The 17346-nt window shown below is 44.8% G+C and carries 16 protein-coding genes (1 of these 16 cut by a window edge); 9 read left to right on the forward strand and 7 right to left on the reverse strand.

Features of this window, described 5'->3' with window-relative positions; all coding sequences use genetic code 11:
• Together LPY66_RS03080 and LPY66_RS03085 are read left to right on the forward strand one after the other, a co-directional pair.
• A protein-coding gene (locus LPY66_RS03080) for an ATP-binding protein (RefSeq protein ID WP_337986644.1) crosses the window boundary here: on the forward strand, positions 1 to 1091 show its 3' portion. The gene continues 877 nt to the left of window position 1, outside the view; the window shows 1091 of its 1968 coding nt (coding positions 878-1968); its start codon lies off the left edge, out of view; its stop codon occupies positions 1089 to 1091.
• A 30-nt stretch (positions 1092 to 1121) separates the two neighbouring features.
• Positions 1122 to 1487: a response regulator gene (locus LPY66_RS03085; protein WP_337986645.1), complete on the forward strand. Its 366-nt coding sequence runs from the start codon at positions 1122 to 1124 to the stop codon at positions 1485 to 1487.
• A gap of 160 nt (positions 1488 to 1647) precedes the next feature.
• On the opposite strand, the gene LPY66_RS03090 is transcribed toward LPY66_RS03085, so the two are convergent.
• From LPY66_RS03090 to LPY66_RS03115, 6 genes are all read right to left on the reverse strand, one after another.
• Positions 1648 to 1860, reverse strand: coding sequence for a hypothetical protein (locus tag LPY66_RS03090; protein ID WP_337986646.1), 213 nt, complete (start codon positions 1858 to 1860; stop codon positions 1648 to 1650).
• A gap of 36 nt (positions 1861 to 1896) precedes the next feature.
• The gene (locus LPY66_RS03095) at positions 1897 to 2232 is read right to left on the reverse strand and encodes an oxidoreductase (protein WP_337988011.1); all 336 of its coding nucleotides are present in this window, start codon (positions 2230 to 2232) and stop codon (positions 1897 to 1899) included.
• A 76-nt stretch (positions 2233 to 2308) separates the two neighbouring features.
• Complete coding sequence (locus tag LPY66_RS03100) at positions 2309 to 4549, reverse strand: molybdopterin-dependent oxidoreductase (protein ID WP_337986647.1); 2241 nt, start codon at positions 4547 to 4549, stop codon at positions 2309 to 2311.
• Between the two features lie 93 nt (positions 4550 to 4642).
• Positions 4643 to 5005: an oxidoreductase gene (locus LPY66_RS03105; RefSeq protein ID WP_337986648.1), complete on the reverse strand. Its 363-nt coding sequence runs from the start codon at positions 5003 to 5005 to the stop codon at positions 4643 to 4645.
• Positions 4983 to 7334 (reverse strand): molybdopterin-dependent oxidoreductase, encoded by a 2352-nt coding sequence (locus tag LPY66_RS03110; RefSeq protein WP_337986649.1) that lies wholly within the window; start codon positions 7332 to 7334, stop codon positions 4983 to 4985. The genes LPY66_RS03105 and LPY66_RS03110 overlap by 23 nt, the downstream gene beginning before the upstream one ends.
• A 360-nt stretch (positions 7335 to 7694) precedes the next feature.
• Positions 7695 to 9743, reverse strand: a complete 2049-nt coding sequence (locus tag LPY66_RS03115; protein WP_337986650.1) for a sigma-54-dependent Fis family transcriptional regulator — start codon at positions 9741 to 9743, stop codon at positions 7695 to 7697.
• 363 nt (positions 9744 to 10106) lie between these two features.
• Between LPY66_RS03115 and LPY66_RS03120 the strand changes: the two genes are divergently transcribed.
• Positions 10107 to 10754, forward strand: a complete 648-nt coding sequence (locus LPY66_RS03120; protein ID WP_337986651.1) for a DedA family protein — start codon at positions 10107 to 10109, stop codon at positions 10752 to 10754.
• Between the two features lie 158 nt (positions 10755 to 10912).
• Here LPY66_RS03120 and LPY66_RS03125 read toward each other — a convergent pair whose 3' ends face one another.
• The gene (locus LPY66_RS03125; protein WP_337986652.1) at positions 10913 to 11593 is read right to left on the reverse strand and encodes a manganese catalase family protein; all 681 of its coding nucleotides are present in this window, start codon (positions 11591 to 11593) and stop codon (positions 10913 to 10915) included.
• A 192-nt stretch (positions 11594 to 11785) separates the two neighbouring features.
• On the opposite strand from LPY66_RS03125, the gene LPY66_RS03130 reads away from it, so the two are divergent.
• From LPY66_RS03130 to nifK, 6 genes are all read left to right on the forward strand, one after another.
• Positions 11786 to 12250: a spore coat protein gene (locus LPY66_RS03130; RefSeq protein ID WP_337988012.1), complete on the forward strand. Its 465-nt coding sequence runs from the start codon at positions 11786 to 11788 to the stop codon at positions 12248 to 12250.
• Between the two features lie 435 nt (positions 12251 to 12685).
• Entirely contained in the window at positions 12686 to 13003 is a 318-nt protein-coding gene (locus tag LPY66_RS03135; protein WP_337986653.1) for a P-II family nitrogen regulator, read from the forward strand.
• A gap of 13 nt (positions 13004 to 13016) precedes the next feature.
• Positions 13017 to 13403 (forward strand): P-II family nitrogen regulator, encoded by a 387-nt coding sequence (locus LPY66_RS03140; RefSeq protein WP_337986654.1) that lies wholly within the window; start codon positions 13017 to 13019, stop codon positions 13401 to 13403.
• Positions 13404 to 13478: 75 nt separating this feature from the next.
• Positions 13479 to 14333 (forward strand): nitrogenase iron protein, encoded by an 855-nt coding sequence (gene nifH, locus LPY66_RS03145; RefSeq protein WP_337986655.1) that lies wholly within the window; start codon positions 13479 to 13481, stop codon positions 14331 to 14333.
• Positions 14334 to 14403: 70 nt separating this feature from the next.
• The gene (nifD, locus tag LPY66_RS03150) at positions 14404 to 15813 is read left to right on the forward strand and encodes a nitrogenase molybdenum-iron protein alpha chain (protein ID WP_337988013.1); all 1410 of its coding nucleotides are present in this window, start codon (positions 14404 to 14406) and stop codon (positions 15811 to 15813) included.
• A 56-nt stretch (positions 15814 to 15869) separates the two neighbouring features.
• A complete protein-coding gene (gene nifK / locus LPY66_RS03155) occupies positions 15870 to 17300 on the forward strand; it encodes a nitrogenase molybdenum-iron protein subunit beta (protein WP_337988014.1) in 1431 nt (476 codons plus the stop codon).
• The last annotated feature ends 46 nt before the right edge of the window (positions 17301 to 17346 follow it).

Consider the following 17346-nt stretch of genomic DNA (forward strand, 5'->3'; position numbering starts at 1 on the left):
ATGCTACAGAACAACGCGTTTTAGAAGAGCAAATGGAAACAGATCGAAAAACACTCAAAATGATCGTTCTTGCCGTTGCGAATAAAAATGACCTCATTGAAGTCATTCAAGAATTTTTATTATTCACTCAGGAAACGATCCACCAGTTACATGATACGCCCTGCTCATTCGATTCGGTGATGGTGGATATAAAAAGAACAGTCCATACATTTAAAGGATTATTCGGGCAGTTTGAAATATTTCGACTTGTTCGGTGTCTCCACGATGTCGAAGAGGAGTTAAAGATTTATGAAAAGCGGGAGATGCCTGACTGTTCCGGGTTGGGTGTACTCCTACACGGATTTGACCTTGAAGGTATTCTTAAAGATGAATTGAATATTCTTCAGACTGTACTTGGCATCGATTTCATGGGAAGTGAAAAAACTATTGAAATCCCTGAATCCAAATTGATTGAGCTTGAGGATCAAATAAGCGCGCATTTTTCGCCGGCCGAGGCAACCGTTCTGATTAATATGATCAAAGGACTACGGAATCGTATGTTTAGTGAACTTTTAGGGCTATATCCTAACTACGTTAAAGGATTAGCACTAAAGCTGGATAAGCCTATATACCCTCTTGAAATCATGGGCGGAGACTTTCCTGTGGATACGGCAAAATACAGAGCATTTACCAAGACTCTTGTTCACGTCTTCGCCAATTGTATTGATCATGGCATAGAAAGCAGGGAAGAACGCATCGTTAACGGGAAGGATGGCATGGGTAGGATCCTTTGCGAGATCAGCCGTGTTGGTGACAGCAGTATTGTGATAAAAATCGCGGATGATGGTAACGGTATAGATTATGAAAGGATCAGACAAAAAGCAGGTGAGCTCGGAGATAGTGGCGACGAAGTTGACACTGTAGTAGAGAAAGACGTTTATAAACTCATCTTTTTCGATGGTGTTTCAAGTAAAGAAGAAGCTTCAGATATTTCCGGACGGGGTATCGGTATGGCTGTAGTAAAACAGGAACTTGAGAAAATTGGCGGCCGTCTGGAAATTGCCTCAAGACCAGGCAAAGGAACTACATTGACATTTATCTTGCCAATCTAACAACTGAGGCAATCTATTGGAGGAAAAAATATGGCGAAAATTTTAATTGTAGACGACTCCGCGATTTTGAGAAGAAAGCTAGCCGCTATCATCCGCAATTGTGGGCATGAAGTCATCGGCGAAGCCAGTAATGGTCTTCAAGCCATGGTAGAATATGAAAATTCCCGCCCAGATCTCGTGACGATGGATATCAATATGCCCCTGACTGACGGGATAGAGGCACTGAGTATGATTCTTCGCAGACACCCTGAGGCTAAGATCATTATGATTAGCGACGTTAACCAAAAAAGTATGGTCTTTGAAGCCATTAAACTAGGAGCAAAGAATTATATCATTAAACCTTTTGAAGAAGAGAAAATCATTACCATTGTCAACAATGTCTTACGGAATAAGTAACAACAATAAATCAACAACAATAAATAAGAAATTGACGGAAAGAAATACCGAAAAAATATCGACTTATGACGGCTCAAGGATTATGCACTATATAAAAAAACTTGAAATAAAGCAGAGCACCATGATGAATGATGCTCTGCTTTGTATCGGTGTGTCTAATTTAGTTTTGACAGTTTACACTAGCCCGATTTTCAAAAGAGAGATAGCGCCATTGGTTAATGGCATACGTATGCCCCAGACCTTGGAGCTGAGCACGGGAAATCCCTAATTCCTGGCAAATGTCGGCAACAGTACGGCCGAGTTCGCCTGTCTGCTGCTCAAGCCAGGCTTTTTGTTCATCACCGGAAAGTTTTTTAAACTCATCAACAATCATTATCCACACCCCTTTCTTGATGTTATTGTTACATGATTAAGGTACGAAGAGAACTGTTCTGGAACCCAGTTCTTTCATCTTGAGGGCAAGGTCTTCCACTTTGCCGTATTCCATGACATGGGCGCAGCAATGCAAGACACAGGTCGGCGTTTTGCCTGCCTGAACCCTGTCTTCACAAAGATCGCAAAGCTTAGTTGGTACGGGCAGCCATTTGTATTCCCAGGTGTCCTCATCAATCTGCCAGGGCTTGTCGTCGATGAGTTTAATCCCATACTTCCCGTCGGGAAGATTTAGCCTTAATTTACAGGCGACTTCACAGCTGTGGCACCCGGTACAGTATTTATAGTCGATCAACAATCCATAGTCGGACATCATTCAAACCTCCTTAAATCGGGTACGAATACGATGTAGCCTCTAAACTTATCCATAATTTAGCGGTTACATGGTATTATGCCTTATAGATCTTGCACATCAGACATTTATATGGCGCACCGAAGCCCAGGATACCAACCGTCTTATACGGTGTCAGGTTATTGACATTCACCTCATAAACACCGAACAGTTCGGGCGCACTGGCATCACGTTCCGGATACCACCAGCCATGCTGAGCGGCTAAAGAGCCTTCTTTTTGACCGGGTTGCACGGAAGCTTTCATCTTGCATTTGCCGTAGGAGTTTTCCAGCCAGACCCAATCTCCGTCAATAATGCCGTATTTCTTGGCGTCTTTGGGATTGATCTCCACCAGCGGATCAGGCTCAACTTCCCGCCATTTCGGAACCTGGCGTCCTTCAGAATGAAAATAGGACCAGGTTCTTTGTCCAGTACTTAAAACGAGCGGGTATTCTGCTGCATATTCAGGAGTGGATACCGGGCTGGTCGGGGGTTCCTTGTAGTAAGGCATCGGGTCGTCGCCCCAGGCTTCAATCATTGTAGAATAAAGCTCGATTTTGCCGGTGGGTGTCATGAAGCCAGGAATTCCGTCCGCGCGCAGTTTGCCTTTGGCATATTTCTGGTATTCATAGTCGACATGCCACCAGCCATGCTCCCAAAGGTCTTCCATGGTGATGCCAAGTGTTTTTAGTTTCTGGTCATTGATGTATTCGACATCTGTGTCATATTGCCAAAGTTCCGGACGGAGCTTTTTGCCGAGGGTACGCAGGATTTCCACATCACTCTTGGCTTCACCGACGGTGATGGCTTTCTTGATGCCGCCGATCCAAAGCCCAACTGCGCCGTAATGCGTAGCGACATACATATCTCTTTCCGCATAGGTGGCTACCGGTAGGAAGAGGTCGCAGGTTGCCGAGATTGTCGGGGTCATAAATAAATCGGTAGCAACGTTGAATTCCAGTGTATTTAAAGCGTTTTCCCAGCGTTTGGGTACATTGCACGGATTGGCAATAGCGTTGGCTGAGGTGAAGAAGCCCATTTTTAGTTTGAACGGCGTACCGGATTCCAATTGGTCAAGAACACTGTCCGGATCGGTAAACTGGAGTGTCCGGACAAGGGCTGGGAATTCATCGACGCCGATTTGCTCGTTAATTTTATCCTGAGGATTTAAGTCGCTGTAGCCGGAACCTAAGCCCCCGATATCGATAGCGCCCATGACATTGCCGCCAGGGACGTCGATGCAGCCGCAAATCGCCATGATCGCGATCAGGCATTCACCCAGCTGAACGCCATTCGGATTTTGGTCAATAGCGAGGCCCCATTGGACTGCACCCGGTTTGCTCTTAGCAAAGAAACGGGCAGCACCAATGATCTTTTCTTCCGGTATGCCGCATATCTCTGCTGCCTTGGCCGGAGGCATATCCTGAATACGTTTAGCAAACTCTTCAAACCCGAAAGTCCAGTTTTCCACGAAGTCATGATCATAGAGTTCTTCATTGATAATGACATTGAGCATTGCCATCGCCAGTGCCGTATCCGTGCCCGGACGCGGCTGTAGCCAGAACTCCGAATTTGCAGCTTCAAATGTAAGTCTCGGATCTACCGTAATGAACTTTGTTCCTCTTTTCATCATATCGACGAGGGAATGGCCCCAAAAACCGTCCGGATTGGATTTGAGCGGTTCTTTTCCCCAGAGCAGAACGCATTCCGGAACCTGGTAACGCGGATCATCATAGCTGTCGGGAAACTGGGCTGCATAATCCACTTCCGGATACGGAGCGCCAAGCACGTAGGAGGTTACGGCCATACGCGGTCCATAGCAGGACCAGCCGCTTTGCATATAGCAGATATTCGGACTGTTGAAAACGCGGCAGGAAATCGTCGGTCCCCAGTTACCGGCCTCGCGGCCAGTCCCGACGAAGGTGATGATGGTATTGCTGTTAAATTGTTCGGTATACTCGTTGACTTTATTCACGATCATGTCATAGGCTTCATCCCAGGAAATTCGTTCCCAGGCGGTGTTATCACCGCGTTTTTTCGGATCGCGTTTCATCGGGTAGGTGATCCGGTCGGGGTTATAGACGTATTCGGGCAAAGCCAGCATCCGGATGGGCAGTGCTCCTTTTAAGATGGAATGTTCCGGGTCGCCTTCCACTTTCTCTAGGATACCGTCCTTGACGTAGAGCTTCATGCCGGCACCAGTCGGATGGTCGCCGGGTGCTGACCAGGAATTGGTCCGGGTTACGGTATAACCATCCTCTTCCCACTGAACAGGGGTACTCACTTTTCCAAAAGGCATTTGTTTTCGCTCCTTTCAATCTATCTATACCGTCTATCTGTACCGTCAAAACAAATTTCATTTACCGCGCTGCGTGGTATTCGGATTCTGACATCAGCAGCATTTGGGTGCAAAGAGTACGGACTTCGGGGTCACCTTCAGCTGCTCAGCCAGGTCGTCGATCGTGCCGTACTGCATGACTTTAGCTTGGCAATGGTGGACACAGGTCGGAAGTTTGCCTTCAGCGACACGCGGCGCGCAAAGAGTGCACAAGTCGGTCAGCATCGGCATATAAAAGAATTCCCATTTTTTACCTGAATTCTGGACAGGACCGTATTGGGCTACCTTGATCCCGAACTGATCCTGAGCCAGACCGAATTCTTTTTTGCAGGCCATTTCACAGCTATGGCAGCCCGTGCAAAAATCGTAATTGATCAAAAGCCCGTACTTTTGATTATCCAAGCCGTTTGCGCTCATATTTGAATCCTCCCTTATCGAGTACTTGGGCAGTCGGTGTAATCACGCTGTTTTCTTCTGTGCATTTGTAAATTTTGCAGAGCAGGCATTTATAGGCAGCACCGTAGCCGCTCTTACCGATGTCGCATTGTGTGGTCAGGTTATTGATGTTGGAATCGAAAACATTGAAAAGTCTTTCCGGATCGCTTTCCGGGAACCACCAACCATGTTCTGCGGCAACTACTCTCTTGTCCAGTCCGTTATTGTATTTGATCCGCTGACGGCAGCGCGAACGCTGGTTTTCGATCCAGACCCAATCTCCTTCTTCAAGTCCAAGATCCTTGCAGGTTTCGGAATGGACTTCGACCAACGGATCGGGATGGAAGGCCCGGATGGTCGGAAGGTTGCGGTGCTCGGAATGGAAGTATTCGTAGGAACGGGCGCCGGTTGTCAGGACCAGCGGATACTCTTTGTACAGTTCTGGCGTGGAATAGGGGCTCTCATGCGGTTCTTCGTAGAATGGTACTGGGGAAAGGCCGTTCGCTTCCAGCCAGTCCACCTTCAGTTCTATTTTACCGGTCGGTGTATTAAAGCCGGGCTGGCCGTCCCATCTAAGTAAGCCTTTCTCATGCTTGTAATAATGCCACTCCGGCCAGACAATGACTTTTTCTTTCAGATAATCAAAGTCAAAATCGGCATCAGAATGATTGGCCAGCAGGTCATTCACCCAATCAGCAACTTCGGTGCCGGGAGCCGCAGAGGGATTGAGACGGTTCACCAAGTCGAGCAGGATCTGCTCATCGCCATGCGCCTCATAGTAATCGGTAATTTTGCTAATAGCGCGCAGCGGCCACCACCATGCCCGAATGGAGTCACGTTCCGACCCCATCGCCGCAGGCAGCAAGAGATCGGCACAAGCCATAGCAGTCGGGGTCATTACCACATCAACAACAACATTGAAAGGTACTTTGCAGATAGCGTCATAAACACGTGGTGCTTCCGCTGCCATATTGGCTATCGGGTTACATCCTTGCATCCACTGCATCATGATTGGGTATTGCTCACAGTCATTGCTCGCACCGTCTGTTTCAATGGATTCCAGGACAACGTCGGTATGGGCCATCGCCGAGATGCCCGTTCCGCGCATCGGATATTTGTGCATGCCCAGGCGTTTTTCTTTTTGTTCATCGGTGATATTGTCTTCAAAACCTTCCTGGCTAAACAGGGAAATATTATAGGCACTCCGCGTGACTAAGGAACCGCCGGGGTTGTCGATCTGACCGGTTACAGCGGCGATACATATCAATGCCTGCCCTGCGGGGGTTGCACTGGGTTGCTGGTCGATAGCGACGCCCCAATGCATGGCCATTGGCTTAGCAGTCGCCATAAAGCGAGCAGCGTCAATAATATCCTGCTCCGGGATCCAGCAGATTTCAGAAGCGCGGGCCGGGGACATATCCTCGACCGCTTTGGCAATATCCTCAAAACCATAGGTCCATTTTTCAATAAAGTCATAGTCACAGAGCTTTTCCTTGATCATGACGTTTAAGATGGCCATAGCCAGCGCGGCATCCGTTCCGGGACGCAGTCTCAGCCAATGCTTGGCTTTCGCTGAAAGCCAGTTGATCCTGGGGTCGACCATCACCAGTTCCGATCCGCGCTTCATGGCTTCGACGATCCAGTGGCCAAGATAACCGTCACCGTTACTCATAATCGGGTTGCAGCCCCAAATCGTGATACACTGCGGGACAACCCATTCGTTGGACTCATAACGGTCAGGGAGCATCTGTGACATATCGGAAGTCAGATATTCACCGGACATCAGCGCCAGGATCGAGGAGCGCGGCGAATAGCAGGAATCTCCGCTTAAGAAGGCGCCGGTTTGGTTCGGGCTTTGCAGCCCGGCAAAGCATCCCCAAGGAACTTGCCACCATACATTTCGGCCTGTCCCTATTTCAGCAATGATGCTTTCATTGCCATAATTCTTTTGGATGTAACGGACTTTTTCTTCAATGATATCGTAGGCTTCATCCCAGGTTATTCTTTCCCATTTGTTTTTGCCTCGGTCTTCATAAGCCCTTTTCATCGGGTATTTGAGGCGGTTCTCATCATACATCGATTCCAGGATATCTAAACAGCGCATGCAGAGTGTTCCGCAGTTCCAGCCGTTTTGAGGGTCACCTTCAATTTTTTCAACTTTTCCGTCTTTTACATAAAACAATACACCACAACCGTTATGGCAGCCGGGGGCTGACCACTGCGTGGTGCGGAAAACCTGAAAATCGCCTTCTTGCCATGTGTGGTTGTCTTTGTAGATCTCAAGGTTATACGCATTTCCTTTAACGACCATTTTTTTACCTCCTCGTAAACTTACTTATCGAATGAGCACATCACGAAAACAGGTTAGGTATTCCTTTACTTCAAACGCATGACCTCCTATTCAAGTTGCCAAAAAGCACTTTGGTAAATATCATGTATGTGTGCATAATCCATGCCATATGCCTGTAAAAGAAAAAAAGCCTAAATAGGCTTTTTTAAAATTCCTTGAGCAGATAATTTTGTATCAGTGAACTAAAACGAACCGTCCTATTTCTGTTCACCGTAATTTATGAAGAAAGCAAAATATTTATTTTTTTTGGCGCTACCAACAAGAAGAAGTATCATCAATACAGTGGACGCAGATAGATTCTCTAGCTGTAGTTCAGATAGATTATTGCAGACGGTACTTTCGTAGTTTGCGGTAAAGTGTCGTCTTACTGATTCCCAGGATACGTGCTGTTAAGGATACATTTTTATCAGACTTCAGGAAAACGGCTTCAATGGCTTGCTTTTCTGCCTCTTCCAAAGATAGCTTGTCATTGGAGTCATTGCTCGACGGCGATATGATTTCTTTAAAAAGTCGTGGTTTCTCGCTCATAATATCTTCAGTGATTTCTAAAGGCAAATGTTCCGTTAATATCGTTTCACCGCGGGATATATTGACACTATAAATAATTGCATTTTCAAGTTGTCTCACATTACCCGGCCAGGTATAGGCATAAAGAATTTGCAGGACTTCCGGGCTGATATCCGGTATTTCCAATTTTAGTTTCCGGCAATATTGATTCAGAAAATACCGACAGAGCAGTTCGATATCGTCTTTTCTATCACGAAGCGGCGGGATATTAATTCTTAATACCGATAACCTAAAATATAAGTCTTCCCGAAACATTTTTTCTTTGACCATCTGCCGCAGGTCCTGATTTGTAGCCGCGATAAGACGAAAATCCACTTTGCGTGAGCTTTGCCCCCCAATACGTGTTACCCTTTTATCCTCCAGGACGCGAAGCAGAACGGACTGGATCTCGTAGGGCATATCCCCCATTTCATCGAGAAACAAAGTCCCGCCATGAGCTAACTCTATCTTTCCCGGCCGTCCGCTGCGGTTAGCACCGGTGAAGCTGCCACTTTCGTATCCGAACAGTTCGCTTTCAATCAGGTTTCTTGGCAATGCACCACAATTCAGGGCAATAAACGGGCCGTGCGGACAGTACGTATTGTGAACAGCTTGCGCAAACAGTTCTTTGCCAGTGCCGCTTTCACCAATCAGTAAAATATTTTCTGGCGAGAAGGCCAATTGTTTGGCAAGAGCAACCGTATTTTTAAATTGCTTACTGTCTCCGATGATGTCTGAAAAGGTGATACTTGCTTTGGTACCGGCTCTGTTCGCCGCTTTCATATTCATTTTATGAGCATGGTGAAGTCTTAATACGGCACCCTCAACCTCTGCGGTGGTTTGGTTAATAACAGGCAGAAGATTAATAATATAAGGCGGCTCTTCTTTTTTTAGTGTATCTTCAAAATCAACGGGATTCCCGCTTGTGAGCAATGGGATAACCTCATTGGATTTGGTGAGAAAGCTGCAGATATTATATATCCCGGATTTGAATGCGATGATATTCAGTATGCTCAGACCCTCTTTATTAATACTTGTAATCATCCCCGTGTGGTCCACAACAACGATACCTTCATCCAGTAAATCCAAAGTGATATTTAATTGGCTATGGGCAATACGTAAATTCTTATTAATTATTTCTTGTCTGTCTCGGCTTTTTTGCAGCATAAGCTTATTTTCCAGGGCGGTAGCCATGACGCTTAATAAGCTAAGTGTATGTGAACATATGGACTGAAAATGTGTATCCCATGGATTTGGCGGCAGGGTTTGGATCAATGATAGTATGGCAATAATGTCATTATTATCGTCAAGTATTGGTGCAGCTGAGACGATATAATCCTCATACTCCGTAGAATAATGCTCAGGCCCTTGCAATTGAATCGGTCGTTTTAAACGCCTGACAAGCATATGGGCGTTGGTGCCGATATCATTTTCATCAACGGATATACCCATTTTATTTTGCAGACCAAGGGGATAATCTCTATTTCCATCCCGTATTAAGGCTATTCCATCCTTATCATCCAAGCTTAACGTATATTCACTATTATCAGCCCAGTGGGTAAAGGTGGAAAAGAGGGGTTTAGTATGTTCGATTAGCATGCTGTTCCTGATTCTAGATTCAAATATACTGTCCGGGCTTAAAGGATGACCTTTAATGGGTTGGAAAGGATTTAAGCCTGCGTTGAAAGACATCATCCATGAGGCAGCAATTTCAGGTTCCAAGTAGGAACAAGCTGTATGGTCCTTGATTTTTCCTTCGACCAAATCTTTCTTGCATTGAATGATTCCTTCCCATCGTTCCTTGGTCATGGGCTGTCTTCCCATCTTCATTCCTCCGTTCAACTCTTTGGGGAAATATTTAAGATCGTGATAAAAATCACGAATTGCTTGTCAATGCGAAGGAGCCTGCAATAAACCGCAGGATTGCTAACACTATCCGCCAGGATATGTAAGACTTAGGGTTTACATGGTACTAGTATAGCATAGGAATTTTGAATATTCGAGAAATATAAAATACAGATTTTGGCGAAACACACTATGGAAAATATTTTTTTTCTAAGATAATTTTAAGTGGAAAAACGTATAGTAATACTGGAAGTAATTCGCTTATTTCTTCGCTGTTTTAACTGACGTCTTGTCAGCATGAAGGCGATATGAAAAAACTAGAGTGTGATAAGGAGATTGTTAATGGAATTGATTTCAACCTTTTTTAATATGCTGCTGCATATCGATAAATATTTAGACTTGTTAGTTCATAATTATGGCGGTTGGACATATTTGATCATATTCTTAATCGTATTTTGCGAAACTGGACTTGTCATTACGCCGTTTTTGCCTGGAGACTCCCTGCTTTTTGTTATAGGTGCCCTTGGGGCTTCCGGAATTATGGATATTAAGTTAGCAATGCTTCTTTTACTCATTGCGGCATTTTCTGGGAACATGACCAACTACTTTATCGGGCGGTTCATCGGGACCAAGGCATTTGATTTTAAAGACGGCAGATTGTTTAAAAAACGGTATTTAATTCAAGCACATGATTTCTACGAAAAATACGGTGGAAAAACGATTTTTCTTTCGCGTTTTCTGCCCATTATTCGTACCTTTGCTCCTTTTGTAGGAGGAATCAGCCGGATGACTTTATGGCGTTTTATGTTGTATAACTTCCTTGGGGCTTTATGTTGGATATTAGTTTTTATGTTAGCCGGTTATTTTTTTGGGAATATACCCGTTGTCGAAAAGAACTTTTCCCTGATTGTACTGGGAATTATCGTTGTTACAATATTACCCAGTGTATTTATTGCCCTGCGTCAAAAATTCTCCCGTGTCCGTTTTTAAGTCCTGAACAATCATTTAATGACCGGAATTATTACCGGAACTGATTATCAGCAGTTTAGCAATAGAACTGACCAGGAGAATAATATGGACACAGAGTAAAAAGGTAAACCCGAGGGTCAGCAGGTAATGCTGCATCCTCGGGTTTTTATGTTGGTCGATTAATGTCCCTGATCCGGATTACTAAACCGGGGGGCTTGAGGTGCAATTAGTTCGTTAAAATATTTGCCGGGTGTTGACAGATCGAAATATACTTTAGAATCCTGTGTAACTCCCCAATCCTGAAGCGAGCCGGTGTTCTGAAGGGTGTTAAATGCTTCTCGGAATAGGGTATTATGGGCTTCTTCCCGGTTCAGCAGAAAATCGATTGTTTCGCGGACACCTTTATCGTTGATCTGCCGGTAAAGGTATTCGTAGACCACCTTTGCCCGTGATTCAGCAGATATGTCCGACAACAAGTCTGCAGCAAGGTCACCCGTACATTCGATATAGGCACCTGTCCAAGGGTAGCCGGAGGCATTAGTCAGCATCGGTGCGAGACCGCCGCTGACATGGGTTTCCACCGTACCGACGTTTGTATGCATACCTTCCAGCGTATGCCCGTTCAGTAAATTGATGGTTTGAGCTACCATTTCCATATGACTTAATTCTTCTGAAGCAATATCCAAGAATAGGTCTTTTATTTTAGGATCTTTGATACGGTAACTTTGGGATAGGTACTGCATGGCGGCTTTCAGTTCACCGTGCGGTCCGCCTAATTGGTCTTGTAATAAAGAAGCATAATTCGGATTCGGACCATCGACTTTGACATCTTTTAAAAGCTGTTTATCATGTTTAAACACGGAATATACCCTCCATTTCATTTCGCAAAACTTATATTATTGAAATTAGTCTTTCTTGATCTCAATCGAATATACGAGGAAAACATAGTTAAGGGTACAAATTCCTTGCATAATTAAGCTTATTTTTCAGCAAAATATAGATGCAGTTCACAGGCATTTTAGTGCCAAACTCATGATTAAAATGGAGGGATTATTATGCAGCTCAGCCAAAAAGAACGTACTTTGCTAGAAGACTCCAAAAGCCATGAAGAGTTATGTATCAAAAAATACAATAATTATGCCAGCCAAGCTCAAGACCCACAGCTTAAACAATTATTTCAAGATTTGGCCCAAAAAGAACAGGAACATCTATCGAGCCTCGACCAGATCTTAAACGGTACTGTCCCCACTATCGGACAGGGCCAGCAACAAGGCCAGCAGCAGTATCAGTTTTCCGGAATGGGGCAGACTGGTATGGTCAACCAGCAGGATGCGGATCTATGCCATGACATGCTATCCACAGAGAAGCATATTTCCTCGGCCTACAATACTGCCATTTTTGAATTCAGAGATGGAAATATCCGTAAAGTTTTAAATCACATTCAAACAGAAGAACAACAGCATGGCGAAGCGATATTTAATTATATGCAGAGCAGAGGTATGTATCAGGTACATTAAGATTGTAAAGCAGAGCGAGGACTTCTCCGCTGTTCTGCAGAAAAAACAAGCGGTGCCACCATACTATTAATATTAGTAAGGCGGCATCGCTTATCCTCTATCGATGACTGGAAAGTTTCGTTGTTGGTGTTTTGTATCCCAAGAATAATACGTAATACAATCAGCATTTATAATTATACGTAATACATTTTGGACCTTTGTTGACTTTACCTAAGAGATCCTCTATAGTATTGACAAGAGTAATTACGGAATTTCAAGCAACGATGCTTTCCCTTTATTTTACAGAGAGGGAAAGTTTTTTTAGTATATCAGAAAGTAAATTAATTAAATTGGCTTCGCTATAATTACAGTTAAGCAAAGGCGCTTTTCACAGGTATGACCTGAATGAAAAGGGCCTTTTGTTTTATAAGAAACAATCAGAAGGAGGTATTTCAAATGAAAATGGTCAGAGCAATTGTCAGACCGGAAAAAAGCGAAAGCATTGCGGAGAAGCTAGCGGAATTTGGTATTGTATCCATGACGAAGATGCATGTATTCGGACGCGGAAAAACCAGGGGCCTGCAGGTCGGCGATATTACTTATGATGAATTCCCAAAAGTAATGCTGATGATCGTTGTTCCGGATGACGAACTGGAAAGAACAATTGACGTTATTCTGCAAAATGGAAAGACAGGTAACATCGGTGACGGAAAAATATTCGTATCTGCGGTTGAAGCAGCATACACAGTACGTACTGGTGAAGCGTCACTGTAAGGAGTGGGAACAAATGAAAGAAATTATTGCCATCGTAAGAAGACATCAGGTGCCTTCTTCAAAAAAAGCGCTGGAGGAAGCTGGATTCAATGCACTCACGATTCAAAGTGTTGAAGGGCGCGGTAAACAAAGAGGCGTCGGCGGGTGGGCTGCCGAGATCGATCCGATGCTGAATCCGTTGCTCAAATACGAAACACCGGTGCCTGAAGCCATTATGAAGTGGATCCCGAAACGGATGCTGCATCTGGTTGTTCAGGATGATGAGGTTGAAAGTGCAATTAAGGTATTAATCGAAGCTAATCAGACGGGGCATATTGGAGACGGCAAAATCTTTGTATGCCCGTTAGAAGAAGTACTGAGAGTGAGAACGGGTGAAAACGGTCCGAGAGCAGTATCCTAAAACACGGATGAATCTTCCGTTTCGTAAAATTGTAAGCAGGATAATTGCCAGATTATTTGAGAGGAGAAATGACTTATGAGACAGATTGCTATCTACGGAAAAGGGGGAATCGGCAAGTCCACGACTACCCAAAACACAGTGGCAGCTTTAGCCGAGATGGGAAAAAAGATCATGATTGTCGGCTGCGATCCTAAAGCAGATTCGACACGACTTATACTTAATATTAAAGCGCAGACCACCGTCATGGATATGGCCAGAGATAAAGGTTCAGTCGAAGATATTGAATTAGAGGATGTTCTCTATACGGGATACGGCAATGTTCGATGTGCTGAATCCGGAGGTCCCGAGCCAGGAGTCGGATGTGCAGGACGCGGGGTTATCACAGCGATCAACTTCTTGGAAGAGAACGGTGCCTATACCCCTGATTTAGATTATGTATTTTATGACGTTTTGGGTGACGTTGTCTGCGGCGGATTTGCTATGCCGATCAGGGAAAATAAAGCTCAGGAAATCTATATCGTTTGTTCCGGTGAGATGATGGCGATGTATGCAGCCAATAACATTTCTAAAGGGATCTTAAAATATGCTACATCCGGCGGCGTTCGGCTGGGAGGGCTTATCTGCAATAGTCGAAACACAGACAAGGAGTATGAACTGATTGACGCTTTAGCCAAGCGTCTGGGTACCCAACTCATTCATTTCGTTCCGCGCGATAATGAAGTTCAAAGGGCCGAACTACGCAGACAGACAGTGATCCAGTATAACGATAAGCATCCCCAGGCAGATGAGTATAGGGCTTTGGCCAAAAAGATCGATGAAAACAAGAATTTGGTGATTCCAACGCCGTTGACAATGGATGAGCTTGAAGAGCTGCTAATGGAGTTTGGAATTATCGAAGATGAAGATACGGCTGTAGCGAAATTAGGATAACGTATCTTTTATTAGAAGACATTAAAATGTAACGGAGGTGATCGCGGTGATTGAAAGACCAAATGAGGCAATGATTGAAGATATTTTATCTGCCTATCCGGAAAAGCCCCAAAAACTTAGAGCAAAGCACATAGCTATCAAAGACGAGGGCTGCTCTTGTGCTATTAAGTCAAATATCAAATGTATTCCCGGATTGATGACTGCCCGCGGTTGTGCATATGCTGGGGCAAAAGGGGTTGTATGGGGCCCGATTCGAGATATGATCCATATATCTCATGGGCCAATCGGCTGTGGTTATTATTCTTGGGGAATGCGCCGCAACCTGACTTCAGGTACCGTCGGCGTGGATACCTTTTCACCCATGATGTTTTCTTCGGATTTTTCAGAAAGCAACATCGTTTATGGCGGTGACAAGAAACTGGCCCAGGTTATGAAGGAAGTTAAAGAGTTATTTCCGACAGCTCAGGGTATTTCGATCTGTTCCGAGTGTCCGGTTGGATTGATCGGTGACGATATTGAAAGCGTAGCTAAAAAAGCCACAAAAGAACTGGATATGCCGATCGTGCCGGTTCGCTGCGAAGGATTCCGCGGCATCAGCCAATCACTTGGCCACCATATTGCCAATGACGCGGTTCGTGACTATCTGCTCGGTAAAAAGGAACGCCCCGAAGAAGTGGGACCTTACGACATTTCCCTGATCGGTGACTATAATATCGGTGGAGATGCGTGGGCTTCCAAAAAAATTCTTGAAGAAATGGGTTTGAACGTCAAAAATGTATGGACCGGTGATGGTACGACGGAAGGCATGATGGCGGCTCATCAAGTCAAGCTGAACCTTATCCACTGCTACCGCAGTATGAACTATATCTGCCGGCATATGGAAGAGACGTATGGTATACCCTGGATGGAATTTAATTTCTTTGGGCCAACCAAGATCGCAGAATCCATCCGCAAAATTGCGGCCATGTTTGATGAAACCATCCAGAAGAAAGGGGAAGAAGTTATTGCCAAGTATCAGCCTATAATGCAGAAGGTCATTGACACCTATCGTCCCCGACTGGAAGGGAAAAAAGTCATGCTGTATGTAGGAGGCCTTCGTCCCCGTCATACCATTGGTGCTTATGAAGATTTGGGTATGGAAGTCGTTGGAACGGGTTATGAATTTGCACACAAAGACGATTATGAACGCACATTCCCAGAAATGACCAATGAAACGGTTATTTACGATGATATTACCGAATACGAACTCGACGAATTTGTAAAAAGAATCAGACCGGATTTAGTCGGTTCAGGGATTAAAGAGAAATACGTTTTTGAAAAAATGGGTGTTCCTTTCCGTCAAATGCATTCTTGGGATTATTCCGGGCCCTACCATGGTTATGATGGTTTCCCTATTTTTGCCAGGGATATGGATATGGCGATTAACAACCCGGCACGGTTCTTAATAAAAGCACCGTGGAACAAAGATAAGGAGGTGTAAAAGTGGGCAAAGCTGAAAATACTTTAATCAATAAAAATGCAGGAACAAGTCCTGAAATTTGTCGTTCAGCTGAAGATACTCAGGCTGTTTTGGATTGGATGGCGACAGAAGAATATAAAGAAAAGAATTTTGCCAGAGAAGCTTTGGTCATTAACGCCCCCCGAACTTGCCAGCCTTATGGCGCAATGCTCTGTGCTTTGGGAATTGAAGGATGTCTGCCTTTTCTGCATGGATCTCAAGGTTGCGCTGCCTATTTCCGTTCAGCACTGACCAGACATACAAGAGAACCGGTACCGATGGTATCCGATTCCATGACGGAGGATGCTGCCGTTTTCGGTGGTCAGGCCAATCTGATCGAAGGTTTAAGAAATGCCTATACAACGTATAAGCCTTCAATTATTGGCATGTTTTCCAGTTGTATGGCGGAAGTCATCGGCGATGACATGAAATCCTTCATTATCAACGCCAGAACACAGGGAGCGATTCCAGAGGACTTCCCGATTGCCTATGCGAATACGCCGAGTTTTGTCGGTTCCCATATCACAGGATATGACAATATGCTGAAAGGACTGCTTAATTCTCTGGCAGATACCCGTAATGGCAAATGGACCAATGGCCGATTATATGTTGTACCAGGATTTGATCTTTATGCCGGTAACTTAAGAGAATATAAGCGGATGATCAAGGCTATGGGTATCTATATGACCATGCTGCCTGATCCGACCGAAGTGCTGGATTCCCCGAACACCGGAGAATATAAAATGTATCAACCGGGAACGACCATGGGGGAATTGGCAGATGCTCTCAATGCTTCGGGCTTCCTCTTCCTGCAAAAGTATTCTACTGCTGGGACAAGAAAATTTGTTAATAATGTTCAAAAAATAACATCTGAAACGATTACGATGCCTATTGGGGTTCAGAATACAGACGCTTTCCTGATGACTCTTCAGCAGATGACAGGAAAACCCATCCCCGCTGAACTGGAAGCAGAAAGAGGCCGGGCAGTAGATGCAGCAATCGATGCACATCAGTACATCCACGGCAAACGCTTTGCCCTCTATGGTGATCCGGATCTTCTGCTCGGACTTGTTGGATTTCTGCTGGAAATGGGTGGTATGCCTGTCCATATTCTCTGTGGTAATGGATCTGAGGCGTTTACAAAGGAAATGGAAGCCCTGCTGGCTACCAGTCCATATGGAGCAGAAGGTAAAGTTTACAGCGGCAAAGACCTATGGCATATGCGGTCCTTGTTGCTGACCGATCCGGTGGATATGCTGATTGGGGATACCCATGGCAAACAAATAGCTAAAGATGCGAAAGTTCCGTTAGCCCGTATTGGTTACTTTATGACTGACCGTGTTCATCTTCATCGTCAGCCGATCATCGGCTATCAGGGAGCAATCAATCTGATCACGACGCTGGCAAATACATTTCTCGATGAGGGTGACCGTACTTGTCCACAAGAACGTTTTGAAATGCTGAAATAAACGACAAAACAATTCTCTGAAAAATCTGTGATAGGAAGGAGAGTAA

This window comes from Dehalobacter sp. DCM (assembly GCF_024972775.1).
In the GTDB taxonomy this organism is placed as follows: Bacteria; Bacillota; Desulfitobacteriia; order Desulfitobacteriales; family Syntrophobotulaceae; genus Dehalobacter.